A 17306-nucleotide genomic window follows, 5' to 3' on the forward strand; every position below is an offset into this window, starting at 1 on the left:
CCAGCGCGTTTTATCCCGTTACCGACACATAGGGGAAGGAAGGCTACATCCTGACGCCTTCGGTCCCGTCCGGCGAAAAGACCGGATCTGCTGCCAACATCTCCCATACAATGGGCTTCATTCAACAAGGATACCTGCTATGACTTCCAAGCTTGATCAACTCCGCGCCATGACCACGGTCGTGGCCGACACCGGCGATATCGAGGCAGTCGCCCGCCTGAAGCCGGTGGATTGCACCACCAATCCGACGATCGTGTTGAAGGCGCTCGGCACGCCGATGTTCGCCGATGCGATCAAGGAAGCCGTTGCCTGGGGCAAGAAGCAGGGCGGTGCCTCTGAAGCCGTGGTTTCCGCGGTTGCCGACCGTCTGGCAATCTCCGTTGGCGCGGCGCTCTCCGGCCTCGTTCCGGGTCGTGTCTCGACCGAAGTCGATGCCGATCTCTCCTTCAACACGGAAGCTTCGCTTGCCAAGGCCCGCGCCATCATCGCCGCCTACAAGGAGCGCGGCATCGAGCGTGACCGTATCCTGATCAAGCTCGCTTCCACCTGGGAAGGCATCCGCGCCGCCGAAGTGCTGCAAAAGGAAGGCATCGACTGCAATCTGACGCTGCTCTTCAGCAAGGCGCAAGCGATCGCCTGCGCCGACGCCAAGGCATTCCTCATTTCGCCCTTCGTCGGCCGCATCCTCGACTGGTACAAGAAGTCGACCGGCAAGGACTACACGGCTGAGGAAGATCCGGGCGTCGTCTCGGTGCGTGACATCTACCACTACTATAAGGCTAACGACATCAAGACGATCGTCATGGGTGCCTCCTTCCGCAACACCGGCGAAATCGAAGCGCTGGCCGGCTGTGACCGCCTGACGATCAGCCCGAACCTGCTCGACGAACTTTCCAAGGACGAAGGCAAGCTGGAGCGCAAGCTCTCGCCAGAGCCCAAGGGCTCGGTCGAGAAGATCGCCGTCGACGAAAAGACCTTCCGCTGGATGATGAACGAAGACGCAATGGCTACCGAGAAGCTCTCCGAAGGCATCCGCGCCTTCGCCAAGGATCTCGGCACGCTGCGCGCCATGGTCAGCAAGGAACTGCAGCTCGCTGCTGCCTGAAGGTGACCGGGCTTCCCTCCATCGAGGGAGCTATATTCGAGAGGGTGTCGCAGGGATGCGGCGCCCTTTCTATTTGGAGGTAAGGGCGTCGAGTTCGCCGCCGTTAGACGGCAGCGCGCAGCTTCAGAGAGACCAGAGGCGCTTGGCATTGAGATGATAGAGCCGATCGCGTTCGTCGGCACTGACACCGTGCATTAGGGCATGAGTTGCGGCAACCCAGGTGGAGAGATTGCCGCCAAGCGTGCAGACGGGCCAATCGCTGCCCCAGATGACGCGATCCCAGCCGAAGCTTGCGATGCAATGTTCGACGAATGGGCGCAACGTTTCCGGCGACCAGTTGTCCGGATCGGCATAGGCAACGACGCCGGAAATCTTCACCACAACATTCGGCCGTTTCGCTACCTCACCGACGCCCAGCGACCAGCTTTCGCTCAGCCCATCCTTCACGGCCGGCACGCCACAATGGTCGAGGATGAAGCGAACATTGGGATTGAGGTCGATGAGTGCGATCGCCTTGGATATCTGATGCGGCAGGACGCAGAGATCGAAGGTAAGGCGGGTATTGCTGAGCCGCTTCAGGTTTTCGCGGAAGAGAACACCCTCTGAGACGTCATCCGGCACGACATGCAGCACGCGGCGGAAGCCTTTGACGAAGGGGTCGGCGAGCGCGCGCTCGAGATATGCGGGAAAGTTGGGGCTTTCAGGACGGCAGGCGGCAATAGCGCCGCGCAACAAGCTGCCGGGCTCGCGGCTCAGGTCTTTGACATATTCCGTTTCGCGCTCAATATCCTCTTCGGTAACATCGACTTCCATGTGCAACGTGTCGGTGATCCCAAGACGTTTGGCTTCTCGCGCATAATCTTCATAAAGGCTGTCACGATTGAGTGCGCCCGCATCCGCCAGCCAAGGATAGCCCAACTGCTTGCGGTCGACGATGTGAAGATGGCTGTCGAAAAGCATGGCGTTCCTCCCAAAACTGCTGACCTGCTACATACTCACAGAAAAATTATTCATTCAAATAAAAATTATAGCTCGGCCTGGTCCACAGTTCCCGCGACGATTTCGGAGATCGCCTTAGCTGTTTGCCGCACATATTCGACTACTTGCTGACGCGTGGGCGCCTTCGGGTTCACGGCTTCGATATAGGGGCAGGTCAACGCGGCCAGCGCATTGCCGTCCATCGCCAGGACGGGGGCGGAAATATTGTGAACGCCGCTTGTCTGCAGGCTATCCATGGTTTCAAAGCCGTTTTCGCGGATTGCCGAGAGCTTCTCTTCGAGATCGGCAGGCGGCTCCTCAGGATCCGGTTCCTGGCGCCTTTGCTCGTTGATCATCATCTGGCGCTGCTTTTCATCCTTGAATGCCAGGAGAATGTGACCTGAGCCGGTGTTGTAGAGATTGAGCTGGGCACCGACACGGATCGAGATGCCCCAATAGGTCGGCGAATCCTGCTGGGCGATGACGACCACGGAGCCGCGATCGTATATCGCCAGATGACAGGCTTGCTCGGCTCGGTTGGAGAATTCGCGCATCAGGGGCGTGGCGAAGGAGACGAGGCGGCGCACCGGCGCATGGTAATGCGCCAGGCCGAAAAGCTTCAGGGTCAGATAGAAGCGATCGCCGTCCTGCCGCTGCACGTAGCCGCGCCGCACGAGACGATCGAGCATGCGATAGAATTCGTTGGGACTCTTGTTGAGCGCCTTGGCGATTTCCGCCTGCGTCAGCCCGCCATCGATCCTCGCCAGCAATTCGAGAATGTCGAGCCCCTTGTCCAAGGCCGGTGCGCGATAACGATCACTGTCGTCTTCTATGCTCATGAACAAGCTCTCATGCAACAAAATATATCAATCATTCATATATGAATGGTGGAATTTTACAAGTGAGTGAACGCGGCTTGACGATCAGTGAATAAGATGTTTGCTTATAAATTATTGGTCTGTAAAGGGTCCAGAGGGCAATCGGACGATTGGTCCCAGCCTGGAGGGGAGTGATTAGCGATGGACTGCCAAGTGGCGAACAACATACAGTCTTCGTTGACAAGCTGAGCGGCCGCTTTGTGCGGTCCTCAGAAGGTAGCGCAAGGCTACGCCAACTGATTGTTATTGCATGATCTTATCCCTGGTGCCGCGATGCAGCTGGCGGAACTGGATAGGATCATGGTCCCGGAGGAAAGGATCAGGATTATGGGTCACGGGTTGGAAGGCAAGAAGGTCGTCATCACGGCGGCGGGACAGGGCATCGGCCGGGCGTCGGCGGAGCGCTTCATCTCGCTTGGTGCGCATGTCTACGCCACCGATATCAACGAGCAGACACTTTCGACGCTCGACGGTGCGACCAAGCATGTCTTGAATGTGCTCGACAGTGCCGCCGTCAGGGCCTACGCGGAAGAACTTGGCCCGATCGACGTGCTCTTCAACTGCGCCGGTTTCGTCCATGCCGGCACGATCCTGGACTGCGAGGAAAAGGATTGGGATTTCTCCTTCAACCTCAATGCCAAGGCGATATATACGACCTGCCGCGCCTTTCTGCCGGGCATGCTGGAAAAAGGCAAGGGTTCGATCGTCAACATGTCCTCCGTTGCTTCCAGCGTGAAGGGCGTGCCCAACCGTTTCGCCTATTGCGCTTCGAAGGCTGCCGTCATCGGGCTCACTAAATCGATTGCCGCTGATTTCGTTGCCAAGGGTATTCGCGCCAATGCGATTTGCCCGGGCACGGTCGATAGCCCCTCGCTGCATGAGCGGCTGAAGGCAACCGGTGACTATGACAAGGCGCTGAAGGATTTCATCGCCCGCCAGCCGATGGGCCGCATTGCGACCGCCGAGGAGATCGCTGCGCTGGTGACTTACCTTGCCGGCGACGAGGCGGGTTTTACCACAGGCCAGATCCACGTCATCGACGGCGGCTGGACGGGCTGAAGCCGTTTTTCGCTATCGGAGGCTTCGTGTTGCGGGGCCTCCTTTTATTTGCCACTCTCATTTGCGAATCGGTTTGCGACGGGCGTTTTGCGATCGGGAGAGCGGCATGGATGCGAACGGATTGTTGCATCGTTCAAGAGGCCTCGTGCTGTGGCGCAAGCACCATGTGATCGTGATCTCGGTGCTTGCTGGTCTTGCCGTTTTCCTGCTCCTGACCTCCAGAGACTTCAATGCTGCCAACCTGCTGATCGCCTGGGATGCGACAGCGGTCGTCTTCATCGTCTATAGCCTTTATCGCATGCTGACGGCCGATCCGCAGCGCATCCGCAAGCGCTCCGCCGATCTCGATTTCTCGGATGGTTTCCTATTGTTCCTGTCGATCGCTGCCGCTCTTGCCAGCATCGGCGGCATTGTGCTGGATTTGCTTGGTGTCAAGGATGCCCCGCCCGAAGTCGCCTTCTACCGCGTGATGATGGCGATCGTGACGATCCTGATATCATGGACCTTCCTGCACACGCTGTTCACCATCCACTATGCGCACCGGTTTTACAGCATTCCGGGCAAGGGGCAGGGGCTGAAATTCGCCGAGCCGGTGGAGGAGCCGATCTATTGGGATTTCCTCTACTTCTCTTTCACTATCGGCGTTGCGGCGCAGACCGCCGATATCGGTATTTCCACCGTCTCGATGCGTAAGCTGGCGCTTCTGCATGCGATCCTGTCATTCCTGTTCAACACGACGATCCTGGCGCTCGCCATAAACGTTGGGGCGAGCCTGATCTAGGCCCGCCCCGATGCACCGATGATCCCTGTCGTTAAACGACGGCGTTGCCGGCCATGACGGCCAGGATCAGGAATACCAGGAAGATGATCAGGAAGATGGCGAAGAGAACGCGCGCAATGGTTGCGGTTGCGGCGGACACGCCGGAAAAGCCGAAAAAGCCGCTGATCAGCGAAATCACAAAGAAAATGAGAGCCCATTTCAGCATTTAGCAATCTCCTCTGCGTTGTACTTCTTAAAGACGCGGGAGAAGGGTGATTTGTTCCGAGGGGTTTGGTTTTGGAAGTGTTGTTGGCTTTGACGAAGGTTGCGAAATTTGCGGAGGGTGCAGCACCCCCCTCTGTCACTATCGTGACATCTCCCCCACAAGGGGGGAGATTGGTAACCCGCAGTGCTACCATCGTAAGATAACAGGCATCTAATCTGTTGAATGATCGTGCCTCATTTTGTGGTGTTAGCGATGCGCCCCAACGATCTCCCCCCTTGTGGGGGAGATGTCACGAAGTGACAGAGGGGGGTACGGCGATACGGCAAACGTCGAGAACGTTTGTTTTACCCCCGCCCATTCCTCACCCGTGATTGATCATCACATGCCGGACGGCCGTATAATCTTCGATCGCATAGACCGACATATCCTTGCCGTAGCCGGATTGCTTGAGGCCGCCGTGGGGCATTTCGTTAACCAGCATGAAGTGGGTGTTGATCCAGGTGCAGCCATACTGCAGGCGGGCGGCCGTCTGCATGCCGCGGCTGATGTCCTTGGTCCAGACCGAGGAGGCGAGGCCGTAGTCGCTGTCATTGGCCCAGGCGACGGCGTCGTCGGGGTTGGTGAAGCGCGTCACCGAGACCACGGGCCCGAAAACTTCGCGCCGGACGATCTCGTCATCCTGCGTCGCGCCGGCAACGACCGTCGGCGCATAGAAGAAGCCGCGTTCGCCGGAAATCTTGCCGCCGGTGGTGATCTCCATGTGCTTGTGTTCGGCGGCGCGGGTGACGAAGCTTTCGACGCGGTCGCGCTGGCGCTTGGAGATCAGCGGGCCGATTTCGTTCTCGGTATCGTCAGCGAGGTTGAACTTGATGCTGGAGACGGCAGACGTCAGGTCGGCGACGAAATTGTCGTAGACCTTGGCGTCGGCATAGATGCGGCAGGCGGCGGTGCAGTCCTGGCCGGCATTGTAATAACCGAAGGTGCGGATGCCCGACACGACGGCGTCGATATCGGCATCGTCGAAGATGATGACGGGGGCCTTGCCGCCGAGTTCGAGATGCGTGCGCTTAACCGTCTTGGCCGCGGCCTGCAAGACCTTCTTGCCGGTTGCGACATCGCCGGTGATGGAAACCATGCCGATCTTCGGATGGTTGATCAACGCATTACCGACGCTCTCGCCGCGGCCGAGGATGACATTGACGACGCCTTCCGGCAGCACATCAGCCAAAAGCTTCGCCATCTTCAGCGCCGTCAGCGGCGTCTGTTCCGAGGGTTTGAAGACGACGGTATTGCCGCCGGCAATGGCCGGCGCCAGCTTCCAGGCCATCATCATCAGCGGATAGTTCCAGGGCGCGATCGACCCGACGATGCCGATGGGATCACGGCGGATCATCGAGGTGTGGCCGGGCAGATATTCGCCGGCGACCGGGCCGTGCAGGTTGCGAACCGCGCCGGCAAAGAAGCGGTAGCAGTCGACGATCGCCGGAATCTCATCGTTGAGCACGGCATTGATCGGCTTGCCGCAGTTCAGCGCTTCCAGCGTTGCAAAACCTTCGGCATCGCGTTCGATGGCGTCGGCGATCTTGAGGAGATAGGCCGAACGCTGGCTTGGCGTCGTCTGCGACCAGTTCGAGAAGGCTTTTTCGGCAGCGTCGACGGCGGCATCGATCTGGCCGAGTGACGCCTCGGGCAAGTTGAGAACGGTCTCGCCCGTCTTCGGGTTGAGAACGCGTTCTTCCGTTTCCGTGCCGGCTTCGAAGCGGGAGCCGATCAGCATTTGGGTATCCATTATTCTCTCCCTTTCATTTGCCGCCGCCAGCGATCTGATCGCCGTCGCGCGTAAGATAGTAGGCTGCCAGGATCGGCAGGAAGGTGACAAGCACGACGACCATGGCGACGACGTTGGTCACGGGTCGCTGGCGCGGGCGGATGAGTTCCTCGAGCATCCAGATCGGCAAGGTCATCTGCTGGCCGCCGGTGAAGGTGGTGACGATGACTTCATCGAAGGACAGCGCGAAGGCAAGCATGCCGCCGGCAAGCAGTGCCGTGCCGATATTCGGCAGGACGACATGGCGGAAGGTCTGGAAGCCATCGGCGCCAAGATCCATCGACGCCTCGATCAGCGAGCCGGAGGTGCGACGAAAGCGGGCGACGGCGTTGTTATAAACAACGACGACGCAGAAGGTGGCATGACCGAGAACGATCGTCCAGACCGAGAAGGGGATATCGAACAGGCTGAAGGCGGAGCGCAGCGCAATGCCGGTAATGATGCCGGGCAGCGCGATCGGCAGGATGACCAGCAGCGAGATCGCCTCGCGGCCGAAGAACTTCGTCTGGCTGACTGCGGCGGCGCAGAGCGTGCCGAGGATCAATGCGATGATGGTGGCGACGGTCGCGACCTGAACCGACAGCGCCAGCGCTGACCAGACATCCGGCCTGTTCCAGGCGATGCCGAACCATTGCAAGGTAAGCCCCGGTGGCGGCCACTGGTAGCTCTTTTCTTCGGTCGTGAAGGCATAGACGAAGATCAAGAGGATCGGCAGATGCAGGAAGAGCAGGCCACCTGCTGCTGCGATCTTCAGGGGGAAGGAGGCGCGTTGGCCACGATCAGAGCGCATCGAAGGCTCCCTGTTTTTTGGCGACCCAGAGATAGATGGCCATGATGACGATCGGCACGACCGAGAAGGCGGCAGCCAAGGGCACGTTGCCGGCGGTTCCCTGCTGTGTATAGACGGCCTGACCGATGAAGAGGCGCGAGGAGCCGATGATCTGCGGGATGATGTAGTCACCCAGGGTCAGCGAGAAGGTGAAGATGGAGCCGGCGACGACGCCAGGCAAGGCGAGCGGCAGCAGCACCGTGCGGAAGGTCTGCTTCGGCGTCGCGCCGAGATCGGAGGAGGCTTCCAGCAGGTTCGCCGGCACGCGCTCGAGGGCTGCCTGCGTCGGCAGGATCATATAGGGCAGCCAGATATAGACGAAGACGAGAAAGGTGCCGATATAGCTGACCGACAGCGAGTTGCCGCCGATGATGGGCAGGGCGAGCACGCCGTCGAGCAGCCAGCCGAGATGCAGCTTTGCGAAGATCCAGGTGAGGATGCCTTCCTTGGCGAGGATCAGCTTCCAGGCATAGACCTTGACGAGGTAGCTCGACCAGAGCGGCAGCATGACGCCGAGATAGAATAGTGCCTTCCATTTCCCTTGCGCATAGCGCGCCGCATAATAGGCGATGGGGAAGGCGACGAAGGCGGAGGCGATGGTAACGAGCGCGGCCATGACCACCGTGCGCACGATGATGTCGAAGTTCGCGCTATTCAGCAGCTGGGCGTAGGTCGCGAGGGTGAATTCGTAATTCACCATTCCCGAGAAGTCGTCGATCGAGAAGAAGCTCTGCAGCAGCAGCGCAATCAGCGAGCCGATATAGATGATGCCGAGCCAGAGCAGCGGCGGCGTCAGCATCAGGAACAACAGCAGTTTCGGGCGCCGCCAGAAGAGATCGGAGAGGCGGCCGAAGACGCCGCCGCGGCGCGGCAGGATCGAGGCCGGTGCTTGACTCGACGAAGCGGGGAAGGCGGCGGCGTTCATGCGGCGTCATCCATGTAATGGACATCGGCAGGCAGCCATGCGAGGCGAACGGACGCACCGGTATCCGGGGCTAGTTGTCCGGCGGGTACCGTCACATGCAGCCGGGTGCCGTTTGCTTCGACGGAGAGGCGGGTAGCGGCACCGAGAAAGCTCGTCGCTTTCACGGTCGCCGCCACGCCGCTCTCCTCAGTCAACCGGATGGCTTCGGGGCGCAGGCTCGCCCAACGCCGTTCGCCGCCGAGCGACGACATGGTTTCGGGGGCAATGACATTGGAGGAGCCGACGAAATCGGCGACGAAGCGGGTCTTCGGCCGCTGATAGATGTCGTGCGGCGTACCCTGCTGCACAATGCGGCCGTCGTTGAAGACGGCGACGCGGTCGGCCATGGATAGGGCCTCGCCCTGATCGTGGGTGACGAAGACGAAGGTGATGCCGAGCGCCCGCTGCAGGCTCTTCAACTCCTCCTGCATCTGCTCGCGCAGCTTCAGGTCGAGCGCGCCGAGCGGCTCGTCAAGCAGCAATACCTTCGGCTTGTTGACCAGAGCGCGGGCGAGCGCCACGCGCTGTCGCTGGCCGCCGGAGAGCTGACCAGGGCGGCGGGCGCCATAGCCTGGTAGTTTGACCAGCTCCAGCGCCTGTTCGGCGGCCTTCAGCCGTTCGGCCTTGCCGACACCCTTGACCATCAACCCGTAGGCGACGTTCTCGAGGATATTGAGATGCGGAAAGAGCGCATAATCCTGGAATACCGTGTTGACGTTGCGCCGGTAGGGCGGCACGCCTTCGGCAGTTTCGCCGAAGATCTCGATATGGCCGCCCGTCGGCTGCTCGAAGCCGGCAATCAGCCGAAGGCAGGTGGTCTTGCCGGAACCGGAAGGGCCGAGCATGGCGAAGAATTCGCCGGGCGCGATCTCCAGATCGACGCGGTCCACAGCGCGGACCTGGCCGAAATGGCGCGACATCTGCTGGAAACGAACGGCGTTCATGGGCTTCTCCAGGGATATGCAAAGTGTTTGAAACGATGTCTGCCGGACCGGAACGGGATCTGGTCTGGAGCCGGTGCTTCAGAATGCCGGCCGGATCGCCGCTCCAGCTTGCGGAGCGGCGAAAGCCCGATGTCGGCGCGTTATCTGCCGCCGATCACGCCGATATAGTCGGAGACCCAGCGATGATAGGGCACGCATTCGCTCTGTGTCGTGCACTTGGCGACAGGCGTCTTCCAGAACTTGATCTTGTCGAAGTGGTCGTAGCCATTGGTGGCGCAACCGCTGTCGGTGAGGAGCTCATCGCCCTTGCAGGCGGCCGGAACGGAAGGTACGGCGCCGAACCAGGCGGCTGCATCGCCCTGAACCTTGGCCTGGAGTGAGTGCTCCATCCACATATAGGCGCAGTTCGGATGCTCGCTGTCGGCATGCAGCATGGTGGTATCGGCCCAGCCGGTCGTTCCCTCATCCGGGAAGGTGGAGGCGATTTTCTGCTTGTCAGCCTGCAGAAGGTTCACCTGGAAGGGCCAGGAACCGGAGGCAACGACGCCTTCGTTCTTGAAGTCGTCGGTCTGGATCATGGCATCATGCCAATAGCGGCTGACGATCTTGCGCTGGCCGCGCAGCAATTCGAGTGCGGCCTTATACTGGTCTTCGTTGAGCTCGTAGGGGTCCTTGATGCCGAGTTCGGGGTTATGAGCCATGAGGTAGAGAGCGGCATCGGCAATATAGATCGGACCGTCATAGGCCTGCACACGGCCCTTGTTGGACTTGCCGTCGGGCAGCGTCGTTTCTTCGAAGACGACGTTCCAGCTCTTCGGCGCCTGGCCCTTGAAGGCGTCCGTATTGTACATCAGCACGTTCGGGCCCCAGAGATAGGGCACGCCGTAGTGAACGCCGTTGACGGTATGCCAGGGGGCATTCTTCAGGCGTTCGTCGAGGTTCTTCCAGCTCGGGATCAGGTCGGTATTGATCGGCTGCACGCGCTTGCCGGCGACGAGCCGCAGCGAGGCATCGCCGGAAGCTGTGACGAGGTCGAAGCCGCCTTCGTTCATCAGCGCGACCATTTCGTCCGAGGTCGCGGCAGTCTTGACGCTGACCTTGCAGCCGGTTTCCTTCTCGAAGCCGGTGACCCAATCGTAATTCTTGTCGCTTTCGCCGCGTTCGATATAGCCGGCCCATGCGACGATGCTGACCGCACCTTCGCCCTTGCCGAGCGTCTTCAATGGCTCGGCGGCAATGACCTGCGTTGCGAAACTTAGGCATGCGAGTGCAGCCGTGCATGATTTCAGCAGATGCTTCATCGGACTCTCCCGGTTTTTGAGCCTTGATGGCGTGGAGCCAGTGGCTGGCTTCTTGTTCCCGGAAGAAAAGGTGACGCGATTTCGCCGCATTCGCAAATTCATTTATCAGAAAGGCGATATCGGAAATTCCGATTTCGACATCCGTTACAGAGCGGTGGAAAAGACAGGGTGCGGAAATGCTGATCTGGAAGCATGGGCGCATAAGAAACGGCAGCGCTTTCCACCCATTCGGCATGACCGGAAAAAAGTTGAAATCAGTTGTCGGTTCTCCAGAGCGCCAATCGTCCTACGGTTTGGAGTTAACCGCAATGCGTCGATGCGGATCTCTGCCCTATGGAGCCGGCGCGAATGGAAGCATCAATGACCAAAGTAAAAGTTGCCGGATTCAGTGTCTCGCTTGATGGTTTTGCTGCCGGCATTGATCAGAGTTTAAAGCGCCCACTTGGTTTGCGGGGCGAGGAACTGTTTCAGTGGTTTTTCCCAACGCGGGCGTTTCGCCAGATGCTCGGAAAAGACGACGGAGAAACGGGCCTTGATGACCGGTTTGGCCAGCGTGCCATGGAGGGTTTCGGAGCCTTCATCCTCGGCCGCAACATGTTCGGGCCTATTCGCGGAGAGTGGCCGAACGATCAATGGAAAGGCTGGTGGGGTGACAATCCTCCTTATCATGCACCAGCGTTCATACTGACACATTATGCCAGACCATCAATCGAGATGCTCGGTGGAACGACATTCCACTTTATCACTGGCGGTGTTGAGGAGGCATTGCAAAAGGCGCGCGAAGCAGCAGGCGCAAAGGACATCAAGATTGGCGGCGGCGCCGAGACCGTGAGGCAATATGTTCAGGCCGGCCACGTCGATGAAATTCACCTTGCCTTTTCCCCCACGATGCTCGGCAAGGGAGAACCACTCTTTAGCGGCATTGACCTTCATGCTCTCGGATACCGCACAATCGAACATGTTCCGACGGGGCGAGCCACGCATATTGTTCTGGCGAAATAGCGTTTTAGATTAATGGCTGTGGCGCTACCGCTGCCGCCCCGAGCGCATGCTTTCGGCGACGCCGACAAAATCGCGGGCGGCTTGCGGCAGGCTCGATCCCTTGCGCCAGACCATGCCGACCTGCACCACAGGCAGCGAGCCGGAGACGTCGCGGCTTTCGATGCGATCGCCTTCCAGCGACCAGGGGCGATAGACGAGATCCGGCAGCAGTGCGACACCGGCGCCGGTCGCGACCAGGCTGCGCACCGCCTCGACCGAGCGTGTGCGGAAGGCGACGTGCGGGCGGGCGCCGAGCGCGGTCAAAAGCTTGCCGGTGTTTTCCTCGATTTCGTCGATGGTCAGCATGATCAGCGGCTCGCGAGTGATGTCGGCGACACTGATGATATCGGCCGAGACGAGGGGATGGCCCATCGGCAGCCAGAGCCGGTAGGGGGAAGTTTCGAGGATCTCCGCCTGCAGGGCCATGCGGTCACGCAGGTTGGAAATGACCATGACGGCGACGTCGAGTTCGCCACCCACCAGAAGATGTTCCAGATAGCCGCCATTGTCCTCGATGGCGCTGACCTCGACGCCGGGGCAGGCACGGCGATAGCGTGCCAGAAGATCTGACAGAACATAGCCGGCGACAAGCGACGTCACGCCGATATTCAGCGTGCCGCCGGCTTCGTTCCGCTTGCCGGAAAAGCCCGTGCGCGCGTCGGAAACGGTTGCGAGGATCTTCGTTGCGTGACGCAGGAATTGGTGGCCGTTGTGGGTGATCGACAGACCGCGCGGATGGCGCTCGAACAGCTCGACGCCGAGGTCGCTTTCCAGCTCCTTGAGGGCTTCGGTCACGGAGGATTGCGAGATCGACAGGTTCTGTGCGGCCCGCGTCACGGAGCCCTGTTCCGCCACGGCGACGAAGTATTGCAGCTGTCTCAGCGTGAAGGCCATGCTCCGGTTAGAGCATGTTCGCGCAGAGAAAGGCAAGTGCTCGTCATAGCTGTGAAAGTTTGGACCTTTTTTGGTAACGATGTCGAAGACGATGCAAGTTTTACCTCGGTTTTAAGTATTCCGAAACGCCAGTTCCCTAACGTGAGGGTTGATCATTTTTGTCGCCTTGGAGTGGTCTATGAGGGAGCAGTTGGCGTGAGCGCCTTACTGCACATTTTCCGGGTACCCCGGAAACTTGTCGTACTGATCGGCGGAGTGGCCCTTCTCGTGGGGTCCTCCGGCGTTTTTGCGCTTTATGTTGGCAAGGACAGGCTGCTCGGTCTTGTATCTGCTTCCCCCGATGGGCTCCAGTGTACCGACGTCAATCTCATCACGATCCGCAAGGACAACCGTTTCTGGGTTCGCAAATATATTCGCACCGAGCCGACCGACGGGTTGACGCGGGTCAGAACCGCGCTCCGCGTTGCCAAGGCCGTCTATCAGGAACAGAAGCCGGATCTCGTACAGGTTGTGGTTCTCGACCGGAACGGACCGACGTTACGTTCCGACCTGCGCGGCCGGGCCCTTGGCGCCGATGTCGTCTATGTGGCCCATCCCGACCGGCTGGTCGATGGCAGCTCCGAAGCACCGCTGACGGCGCGCTACTACGATGGTGGCGCCAGCAATGCTGGCCTGTTTTACGGCGAGCAGATTACCATGCTCCCGCAGGATATCGATGCGGCGATCGCTGGATTGAAGGATCTGTCCGACTGTGGCAATGCGCTGGCAGCGGACAATGGCGGCGACGCCAAGAAGGACAAGGTGAAGGCAGCGATCGCTGCGGAAGAGAAAACGGCCGCAAAACAGGCCGAGAGCCGCGATGCCAAGCCGCCGCTGCCGGAGCCGAAATCGACCGGCAATGTGCAGCCGGGCTATGATGAGAACGGCGAGTTCATCGGGGCTGATGCTGGTTCCAAAGCCAAGAGCCCATCACCGGGATTGGACCCGACCATGACGGGTGCAGCCGACCGCCGTTCGCCCGTCACCAATTGATCAAAACTGGCTTCGCGCCATCCGGCGGACAAGTAACAGTCTTATTCCGCCAGATGTTTTTCGCCGATAGCCTGGTAGAGCGCGAAAAGCGCCTCGTGAACCTCACCTGCAAGACGATAGAAGTCCGGATTTGCCAGGATGGCGGGGTGCTGAAGCAGCAGGTCGTCGGTCATGTCGAGCATGATCGACACCGTGTGCATCGCCTCGTGGCAACCGAACGTTCCCGGTGCGTATTGCGAGAGATCGATATCGCCGATCTCAGCGAGATCGGCCAGCCGCTGATGCTCGCTATCGTCTGCGGCTGGCATCTCTTTATCCGTCATAATACGCACCTTTGATGTTCGAAGGACCAAACTGGTCTCAATCGGCCTTGTTGCGACGGGCCGGGAAAAGAATGATGTCGCGGATCGATGGCGAGTTGGTCAACAGCATGATGAGGCGGTCCACACCAATGCCGAGACCGCCTGCCGGAGGCATGCCCTGGTCGATGGCATCGAGGAATTCCTCGTCCAACTGCTTTTCCTTCTCGCCGCGTGCATGCGCCTGCTGGAGCTGCTCGACCATGCGGGCGCGCTGCTCTTCCGGATCGTTGAGTTCCGAGAAGGCGTTGCCGAGTTCCCAGGCGTTGCAATAGGTCTCGAAACGTTCGACGAGGCGCGGCTCGCCCGGCACTTCCTTGGCGAAGGGCGAGATGTCCTTCGGGAAATGCGTGACATGCGCCGGCTGGATCAGCGTGCCCTCGACCTTTTCTTCGAAGATGAAGGCAAGGCATTCACCCCAGGTCGCGTCCTTCTCAACGGCAAAGCCGGCAGCCTTGGAGGCGGCGCGGGCTTCTTCGTCGGTCTTGATCGCCAGGAAGTCGATGCCGGTCGCTTCCTTGACGGCATCGGGCATCGGCACGCGGCGGAATGGACCCTTGAAGGAGATCTGCTTGTCGCCGAACGCGAATTCGGTGCTGCCATGGATCGACATGGCGAGCGTCGAGAACAGACGCTCGACGAGGTCCATGATGTCCTCGTAGTCGGCATAGGCCCAATAGCACTCCATCATGGTGAATTCTGGATTGTGCCGGGTGGAGACGCCTTCGTTGCGGAAGTTGCGGTTGATCTCGAAGACCTTGTCGGTGAGGCCGGAAACCAGCGTGCGCTTCAGGAACAGTTCCGGCGCAATGCGCAAGTACATGTCGAGCTTCAGCGTATTGTGATGCGTCTTGAACGGCTCGGCCGTCGCGCCGCCATAGACCGAATGCAGCATTGGCGTCTCGACTTCCATGAAGCCGTCATTTTCCATGAAACGGCGGATGCCGGAAACGATGCGGCTGCGCTGCTGGAAGCGGAGCTTCGATTCCTCGTTGGTCATGATGTCGAGATGACGCTTGCGGTAGCGCAGCTCGATATCGGACAGGCCGTGCCACTTTTCCGGCATCGGCAACAACGACTTTGTCAGCATGGTGATCTGCTGGGCATTGATGGTCAGCTCGCCGCGCTTGGTACGGCGCACGACGCCGGTGACGCCGATGATGTCGCCGATATCGATCATTGGTAGCAACGCGCGGGCTTCTTCCGAGGTCACGTCCTTGTGGCTGAAGATCTGGATCTTGGCCGAGGCGTCGTGGATGTCCATGAACATGCCGGAGTTGCGCGAGGAATAGACGCGGCCGGCAACGGTGACGACATCGCCGGTTTCGGTGTCCGGCTCCAGGCCTTCGTATTTCGCGGCCAGCTCGGCATTGGTCATGGTCCGGTGGAAATGCGCCGGATAGACGTCGCCGATCTGCTCGCGCAGCAGCTTCAGCTTCTGCGCGCGAACTTCCGTTGCGTCGGAGGAGAGGGCGGAGGCTTCGGTCTTGTCGTTCATGGTTTTAAAGTCCGGTTCAGTTCTTCGGGCCGACGAGGGTCGCAACGGTCTGCGCGGCCAGTTTCAGTCGCTGGCGGACGACGGAGCGGCCGAGGATCGCCATGCTATCGAAAAGCGGGAGGGAGCGCGAGGAGCCCGATACGGCGACGAAAAGCGGCGCGACGATGACCTTCAGCTTCTTGCCCATGCGGTCCGCAATGGCGCGAAGCTCGGCTTCGATCGTCTCAACATTCCATTCGAGGATCTTTTCCAGATCCGGCTGCACAGTGTTCAGGATCTCAAGCAGGTCTTCCGGCGTCGACTTGATCTTCGCGAAGGCGGAAGGATCGAGGTTGAGGTCGGACTTGAACAGGAAGCCGGTCAAGTCGGGCAGTTCGCCAAGCTTGGTGATGCGCGACTGCGACAGCTTCAGGCCTTCCTTCAGGCGATCATTTTCCATCGCCCAGGTCAGCACCCGATGCTGAAACTCTTCTTCCGAGAGCTTCTCGCGGATCCAACGGCCGTTCAGCCAATCGAGCTTCTGAATGTCGAAGATCGCGCCGGCCTTGGAGAGGTTTTCCGGATCGAACTTTGCGGCAAGCTCGTCCATGCTCAAGAGCTCTTCACCTTCGGCGATCTGGATGAAGAACAGGCCGAGGAAGTTCATCAGCGCTTCGGGGATATAGCCGAGGGCCGTATAATAGGAGATCGAGGTCGGGTTCTTGCGCTTCGATAGTTTCGACTTGTCTGCATTGCGCATTAGCGACAGGTGCATGAACACCGGCGGCTCCCAGCCGAGATACTGATAGATCAGGATGTGCTTCGGCACCGAGGCGAGCCATTCCTCGCCGCGCGCGACATGGGTGATCTTCATCAGATGGTCGTCGACGACGTTGGCCATGTGATAGGTGGGCATGCCGTCGGCCTTGAGCAGGACCTGCATGTCGACGGCATCCCACGGGATTTCCACATCGCCGTAGACACCGTCATGGAACTTGCACGAGCCTTCGGTCGGGATCTTCATGCGCACGACATGCGGCTCGCCGGCAGCAACGCGCGAGGTCACTTCCTCGGCCGAGAGGTTCAGACAGTGGCCGTCATACTTCGGCGGCAGGCCGGCGGCGCGCTGCGCCTCGCGCATTTTTTCCAGGCGCTCCGGCGTGCAGAAGCAGCGAAAGCCGTGACCGGCCGTGACGATCTGCTCGACGTAGGGCTTGTAGAGGTCCTTTCGGTCGCTCTGGCGGTAGGGGCCGTAAGGGCCACCGATATCCGGACCTTCCGACCATTTCAGGCCGCACCATTTCAGCGCGTCGAGCACCTTCGTCTCGAATTCCGGGGTGGAACGGGTCGCGTCGGTATCCTCGATGCGCAGGATGAACTCGCCGCCGTGTTTCTTGGCGAAGAGATAGTTGAACAGCGCGATGTAAGCGGTGCCGACATGCGGCTCGCCGGTGGGGGAGGGTGCGATGCGGACGCGAACGCCTGAAGTGGTCATCTTGTTTGCCCGTCATAAAAGGCCGGGCCGCGCTTGGGACAAGCGCCGTCCAGCCGAAAATGTCTATCTGGATCAGGAAACCGGCCGGAAAAGGGCGTCTTGCCGCTTCTATCAGCGTTTTCCGTATGGCTGGCCT

General features: G+C 59.9%; 18 protein-coding genes. 6 read left to right on the forward strand and 12 right to left on the reverse strand.

The features are described from left to right. Positions 1 to 139 precede the first annotated feature (139 nt). Positions 140 to 1105: a transaldolase gene (gene tal, locus AC13QE_RS23285; RefSeq protein WP_488485448.1), complete on the forward strand. Its 966-nt coding sequence runs from the start codon at positions 140 to 142 to the stop codon at positions 1103 to 1105. A 123-nt stretch (positions 1106 to 1228) separates the two neighbouring features. On the opposite strand, the gene AC13QE_RS23290 is transcribed toward tal, so the two are convergent. Together AC13QE_RS23290 and AC13QE_RS23295 are read right to left on the reverse strand one after the other, a co-directional pair. Then, a complete protein-coding gene (locus AC13QE_RS23290) occupies positions 1229 to 2065 on the reverse strand; it encodes an amidohydrolase family protein (RefSeq protein ID WP_488485449.1) in 837 nt (278 codons plus the stop codon). Between the two features lie 65 nt (positions 2066 to 2130). Further along, the gene (locus AC13QE_RS23295; RefSeq protein ID WP_132717617.1) at positions 2131 to 2922 is read right to left on the reverse strand and encodes an IclR family transcriptional regulator; all 792 of its coding nucleotides are present in this window, start codon (positions 2920 to 2922) and stop codon (positions 2131 to 2133) included. Between the two features lie 366 nt (positions 2923 to 3288). Between AC13QE_RS23295 and AC13QE_RS23300 the strand changes: the two genes are divergently transcribed. Together AC13QE_RS23300 and AC13QE_RS23305 are read left to right on the forward strand one after the other, a co-directional pair. Then, positions 3289 to 4020 (forward strand): SDR family oxidoreductase, encoded by a 732-nt coding sequence (locus AC13QE_RS23300; RefSeq protein WP_488485526.1) that lies wholly within the window; start codon positions 3289 to 3291, stop codon positions 4018 to 4020. 106 nt (positions 4021 to 4126) lie between these two features. Then, positions 4127 to 4801, forward strand: coding sequence for a DUF1345 domain-containing protein (locus AC13QE_RS23305; protein ID WP_488485450.1), 675 nt, complete (start codon positions 4127 to 4129; stop codon positions 4799 to 4801). Positions 4802 to 4832: 31 nt separating this feature from the next. Here AC13QE_RS23305 and AC13QE_RS23310 read toward each other — a convergent pair whose 3' ends face one another. The 6 genes from AC13QE_RS23310 to AC13QE_RS23335 all read right to left on the reverse strand — a co-directional run bounded on the left by AC13QE_RS23310 (position 4833) and on the right by AC13QE_RS23335 (position 10872). Then, positions 4833 to 5006, reverse strand: a complete 174-nt coding sequence (locus AC13QE_RS23310; protein WP_015341190.1) for a DUF1328 domain-containing protein — start codon at positions 5004 to 5006, stop codon at positions 4833 to 4835. Between the two features lie 361 nt (positions 5007 to 5367). Further along, a complete protein-coding gene (locus tag AC13QE_RS23315; RefSeq protein ID WP_488485451.1) occupies positions 5368 to 6795 on the reverse strand; it encodes a gamma-aminobutyraldehyde dehydrogenase in 1428 nt (475 codons plus the stop codon). Positions 6796 to 6808: 13 nt separating this feature from the next. Further along, complete coding sequence (locus AC13QE_RS23320) at positions 6809 to 7624, reverse strand: ABC transporter permease (protein WP_488485452.1); 816 nt, start codon at positions 7622 to 7624, stop codon at positions 6809 to 6811. Continuing rightward, positions 7614 to 8588, reverse strand: coding sequence for an ABC transporter permease (locus tag AC13QE_RS23325; RefSeq protein WP_488485453.1), 975 nt, complete (start codon positions 8586 to 8588; stop codon positions 7614 to 7616). Before AC13QE_RS23325 ends, AC13QE_RS23320 begins: the two co-directional genes overlap by 11 nt. Continuing rightward, positions 8585 to 9571 carry an ABC transporter ATP-binding protein gene (locus tag AC13QE_RS23330; protein ID WP_488485454.1) on the reverse strand — a complete coding sequence of 329 codons (987 nt, stop codon included), beginning with the start codon at positions 9569 to 9571 and terminating at the stop codon, positions 8585 to 8587. The genes AC13QE_RS23325 and AC13QE_RS23330 overlap by 4 nt, the downstream gene beginning before the upstream one ends. Before the next feature lie 140 nt (positions 9572 to 9711). Further along, positions 9712 to 10872, reverse strand: coding sequence for an ABC transporter substrate-binding protein (locus tag AC13QE_RS23335; RefSeq protein ID WP_488485455.1), 1161 nt, complete (start codon positions 10870 to 10872; stop codon positions 9712 to 9714). On the opposite strand from AC13QE_RS23335, the gene AC13QE_RS23340 reads away from it, so the two are divergent. Together AC13QE_RS23340 and AC13QE_RS23345 are read left to right on the forward strand one after the other, a co-directional pair. After that, positions 10847 to 11236, forward strand: a complete 390-nt coding sequence (locus AC13QE_RS23340) for a hypothetical protein (protein ID WP_488485456.1) — start codon at positions 10847 to 10849, stop codon at positions 11234 to 11236. The genes AC13QE_RS23335 and AC13QE_RS23340 overlap by 26 nt on opposite strands. After that, positions 11233 to 11874 (forward strand): dihydrofolate reductase family protein, encoded by a 642-nt coding sequence (locus AC13QE_RS23345; RefSeq protein ID WP_488485457.1) that lies wholly within the window; start codon positions 11233 to 11235, stop codon positions 11872 to 11874. Before AC13QE_RS23340 ends, AC13QE_RS23345 begins: the two co-directional genes overlap by 4 nt. 24 nt (positions 11875 to 11898) lie before the next feature. Here the strand turns inward: AC13QE_RS23345 and AC13QE_RS23350 are convergent, their stop codons facing one another. Continuing rightward, complete coding sequence (locus AC13QE_RS23350) at positions 11899 to 12807, reverse strand: LysR family transcriptional regulator (RefSeq protein ID WP_488485458.1); 909 nt, start codon at positions 12805 to 12807, stop codon at positions 11899 to 11901. Between the two features lie 195 nt (positions 12808 to 13002). On the opposite strand from AC13QE_RS23350, the gene AC13QE_RS23355 reads away from it, so the two are divergent. Continuing rightward, on the forward strand, positions 13003 to 13839 hold the full coding sequence (locus AC13QE_RS23355) for a hypothetical protein (protein ID WP_488485459.1): 837 nt from the start codon (positions 13003 to 13005) through the stop codon (positions 13837 to 13839). 41 nt (positions 13840 to 13880) lie between these two features. Here the strand turns inward: AC13QE_RS23355 and AC13QE_RS23360 are convergent, their stop codons facing one another. The 3 genes from AC13QE_RS23360 to gltX are packed head-to-tail and all read right to left on the reverse strand — an operon-like array spanning position 13881 to position 17170. Beyond that, on the reverse strand, positions 13881 to 14147 hold the full coding sequence (locus tag AC13QE_RS23360) for a hypothetical protein (RefSeq protein WP_015341182.1): 267 nt from the start codon (positions 14145 to 14147) through the stop codon (positions 13881 to 13883). 52 nt (positions 14148 to 14199) lie between these two features. Next, on the reverse strand, positions 14200 to 15696 hold the full coding sequence (gene lysS, locus AC13QE_RS23365; RefSeq protein WP_112335205.1) for a lysine--tRNA ligase: 1497 nt from the start codon (positions 15694 to 15696) through the stop codon (positions 14200 to 14202). Positions 15697 to 15712: 16 nt separating this feature from the next. Beyond that, a complete protein-coding gene (gltX, locus tag AC13QE_RS23370) occupies positions 15713 to 17170 on the reverse strand; it encodes a glutamate--tRNA ligase (RefSeq protein ID WP_488485460.1) in 1458 nt (485 codons plus the stop codon). Positions 17171 to 17306 lie beyond the last annotated feature (136 nt).

The organism is Martinezella sp. CNPSo 3957 (assembly GCF_057784395.1).

Excerpts from the sequence above, each read along its gene's own strand:
- AC13QE_RS23295 (WP_132717617.1), bottom strand. The coding sequence starts at position 2,922 with ATGAGCATAGAAGACGACAGTGATCGTTATCGCGCACCGGCCTTGGAC.
- AC13QE_RS23305 (WP_488485450.1), top strand. The coding sequence starts at position 4,127 with ATGGATGCGAACGGATTGTTGCATCGTTCAAGAGGCCTCGTGCTGTGG.
- tal (WP_488485448.1), top strand. The coding sequence starts at position 140 with ATGACTTCCAAGCTTGATCAACTCCGCGCCATGACCACGGTCGTGGCC.
- AC13QE_RS23335 (WP_488485455.1), bottom strand. The coding sequence starts at position 10,872 with ATGAAGCATCTGCTGAAATCATGCACGGCTGCACTCGCATGCCTAAGT.
- lysS (WP_112335205.1), bottom strand. The coding sequence starts at position 15,696 with ATGAACGACAAGACCGAAGCCTCCGCCCTCTCCTCCGACGCAACGGAA.
- AC13QE_RS23300 (WP_488485526.1), top strand. The coding sequence starts at position 3,289 with ATGGGTCACGGGTTGGAAGGCAAGAAGGTCGTCATCACGGCGGCGGGA.
- AC13QE_RS23330 (WP_488485454.1), bottom strand. The coding sequence starts at position 9,571 with ATGAACGCCGTTCGTTTCCAGCAGATGTCGCGCCATTTCGGCCAGGTC.
- AC13QE_RS23320 (WP_488485452.1), bottom strand. The coding sequence starts at position 7,624 with ATGCGCTCTGATCGTGGCCAACGCGCCTCCTTCCCCCTGAAGATCGCA.
- AC13QE_RS23325 (WP_488485453.1), bottom strand. The coding sequence starts at position 8,588 with ATGAACGCCGCCGCCTTCCCCGCTTCGTCGAGTCAAGCACCGGCCTCG.
- AC13QE_RS23290 (WP_488485449.1), bottom strand. The coding sequence starts at position 2,065 with ATGCTTTTCGACAGCCATCTTCACATCGTCGACCGCAAGCAGTTGGGC.
- AC13QE_RS23310 (WP_015341190.1), bottom strand. The coding sequence starts at position 5,006 with ATGCTGAAATGGGCTCTCATTTTCTTTGTGATTTCGCTGATCAGCGGC.
- AC13QE_RS23315 (WP_488485451.1), bottom strand. The coding sequence starts at position 6,795 with ATGGATACCCAAATGCTGATCGGCTCCCGCTTCGAAGCCGGCACGGAA.
- AC13QE_RS23345 (WP_488485457.1), top strand. The coding sequence starts at position 11,233 with ATGACCAAAGTAAAAGTTGCCGGATTCAGTGTCTCGCTTGATGGTTTT.
- AC13QE_RS23350 (WP_488485458.1), bottom strand. The coding sequence starts at position 12,807 with ATGGCCTTCACGCTGAGACAGCTGCAATACTTCGTCGCCGTGGCGGAA.
- gltX (WP_488485460.1), bottom strand. The coding sequence starts at position 17,170 with ATGACCACTTCAGGCGTTCGCGTCCGCATCGCACCCTCCCCCACCGGC.
- AC13QE_RS23360 (WP_015341182.1), bottom strand. The coding sequence starts at position 14,147 with ATGCCAGCCGCAGACGATAGCGAGCATCAGCGGCTGGCCGATCTCGCT.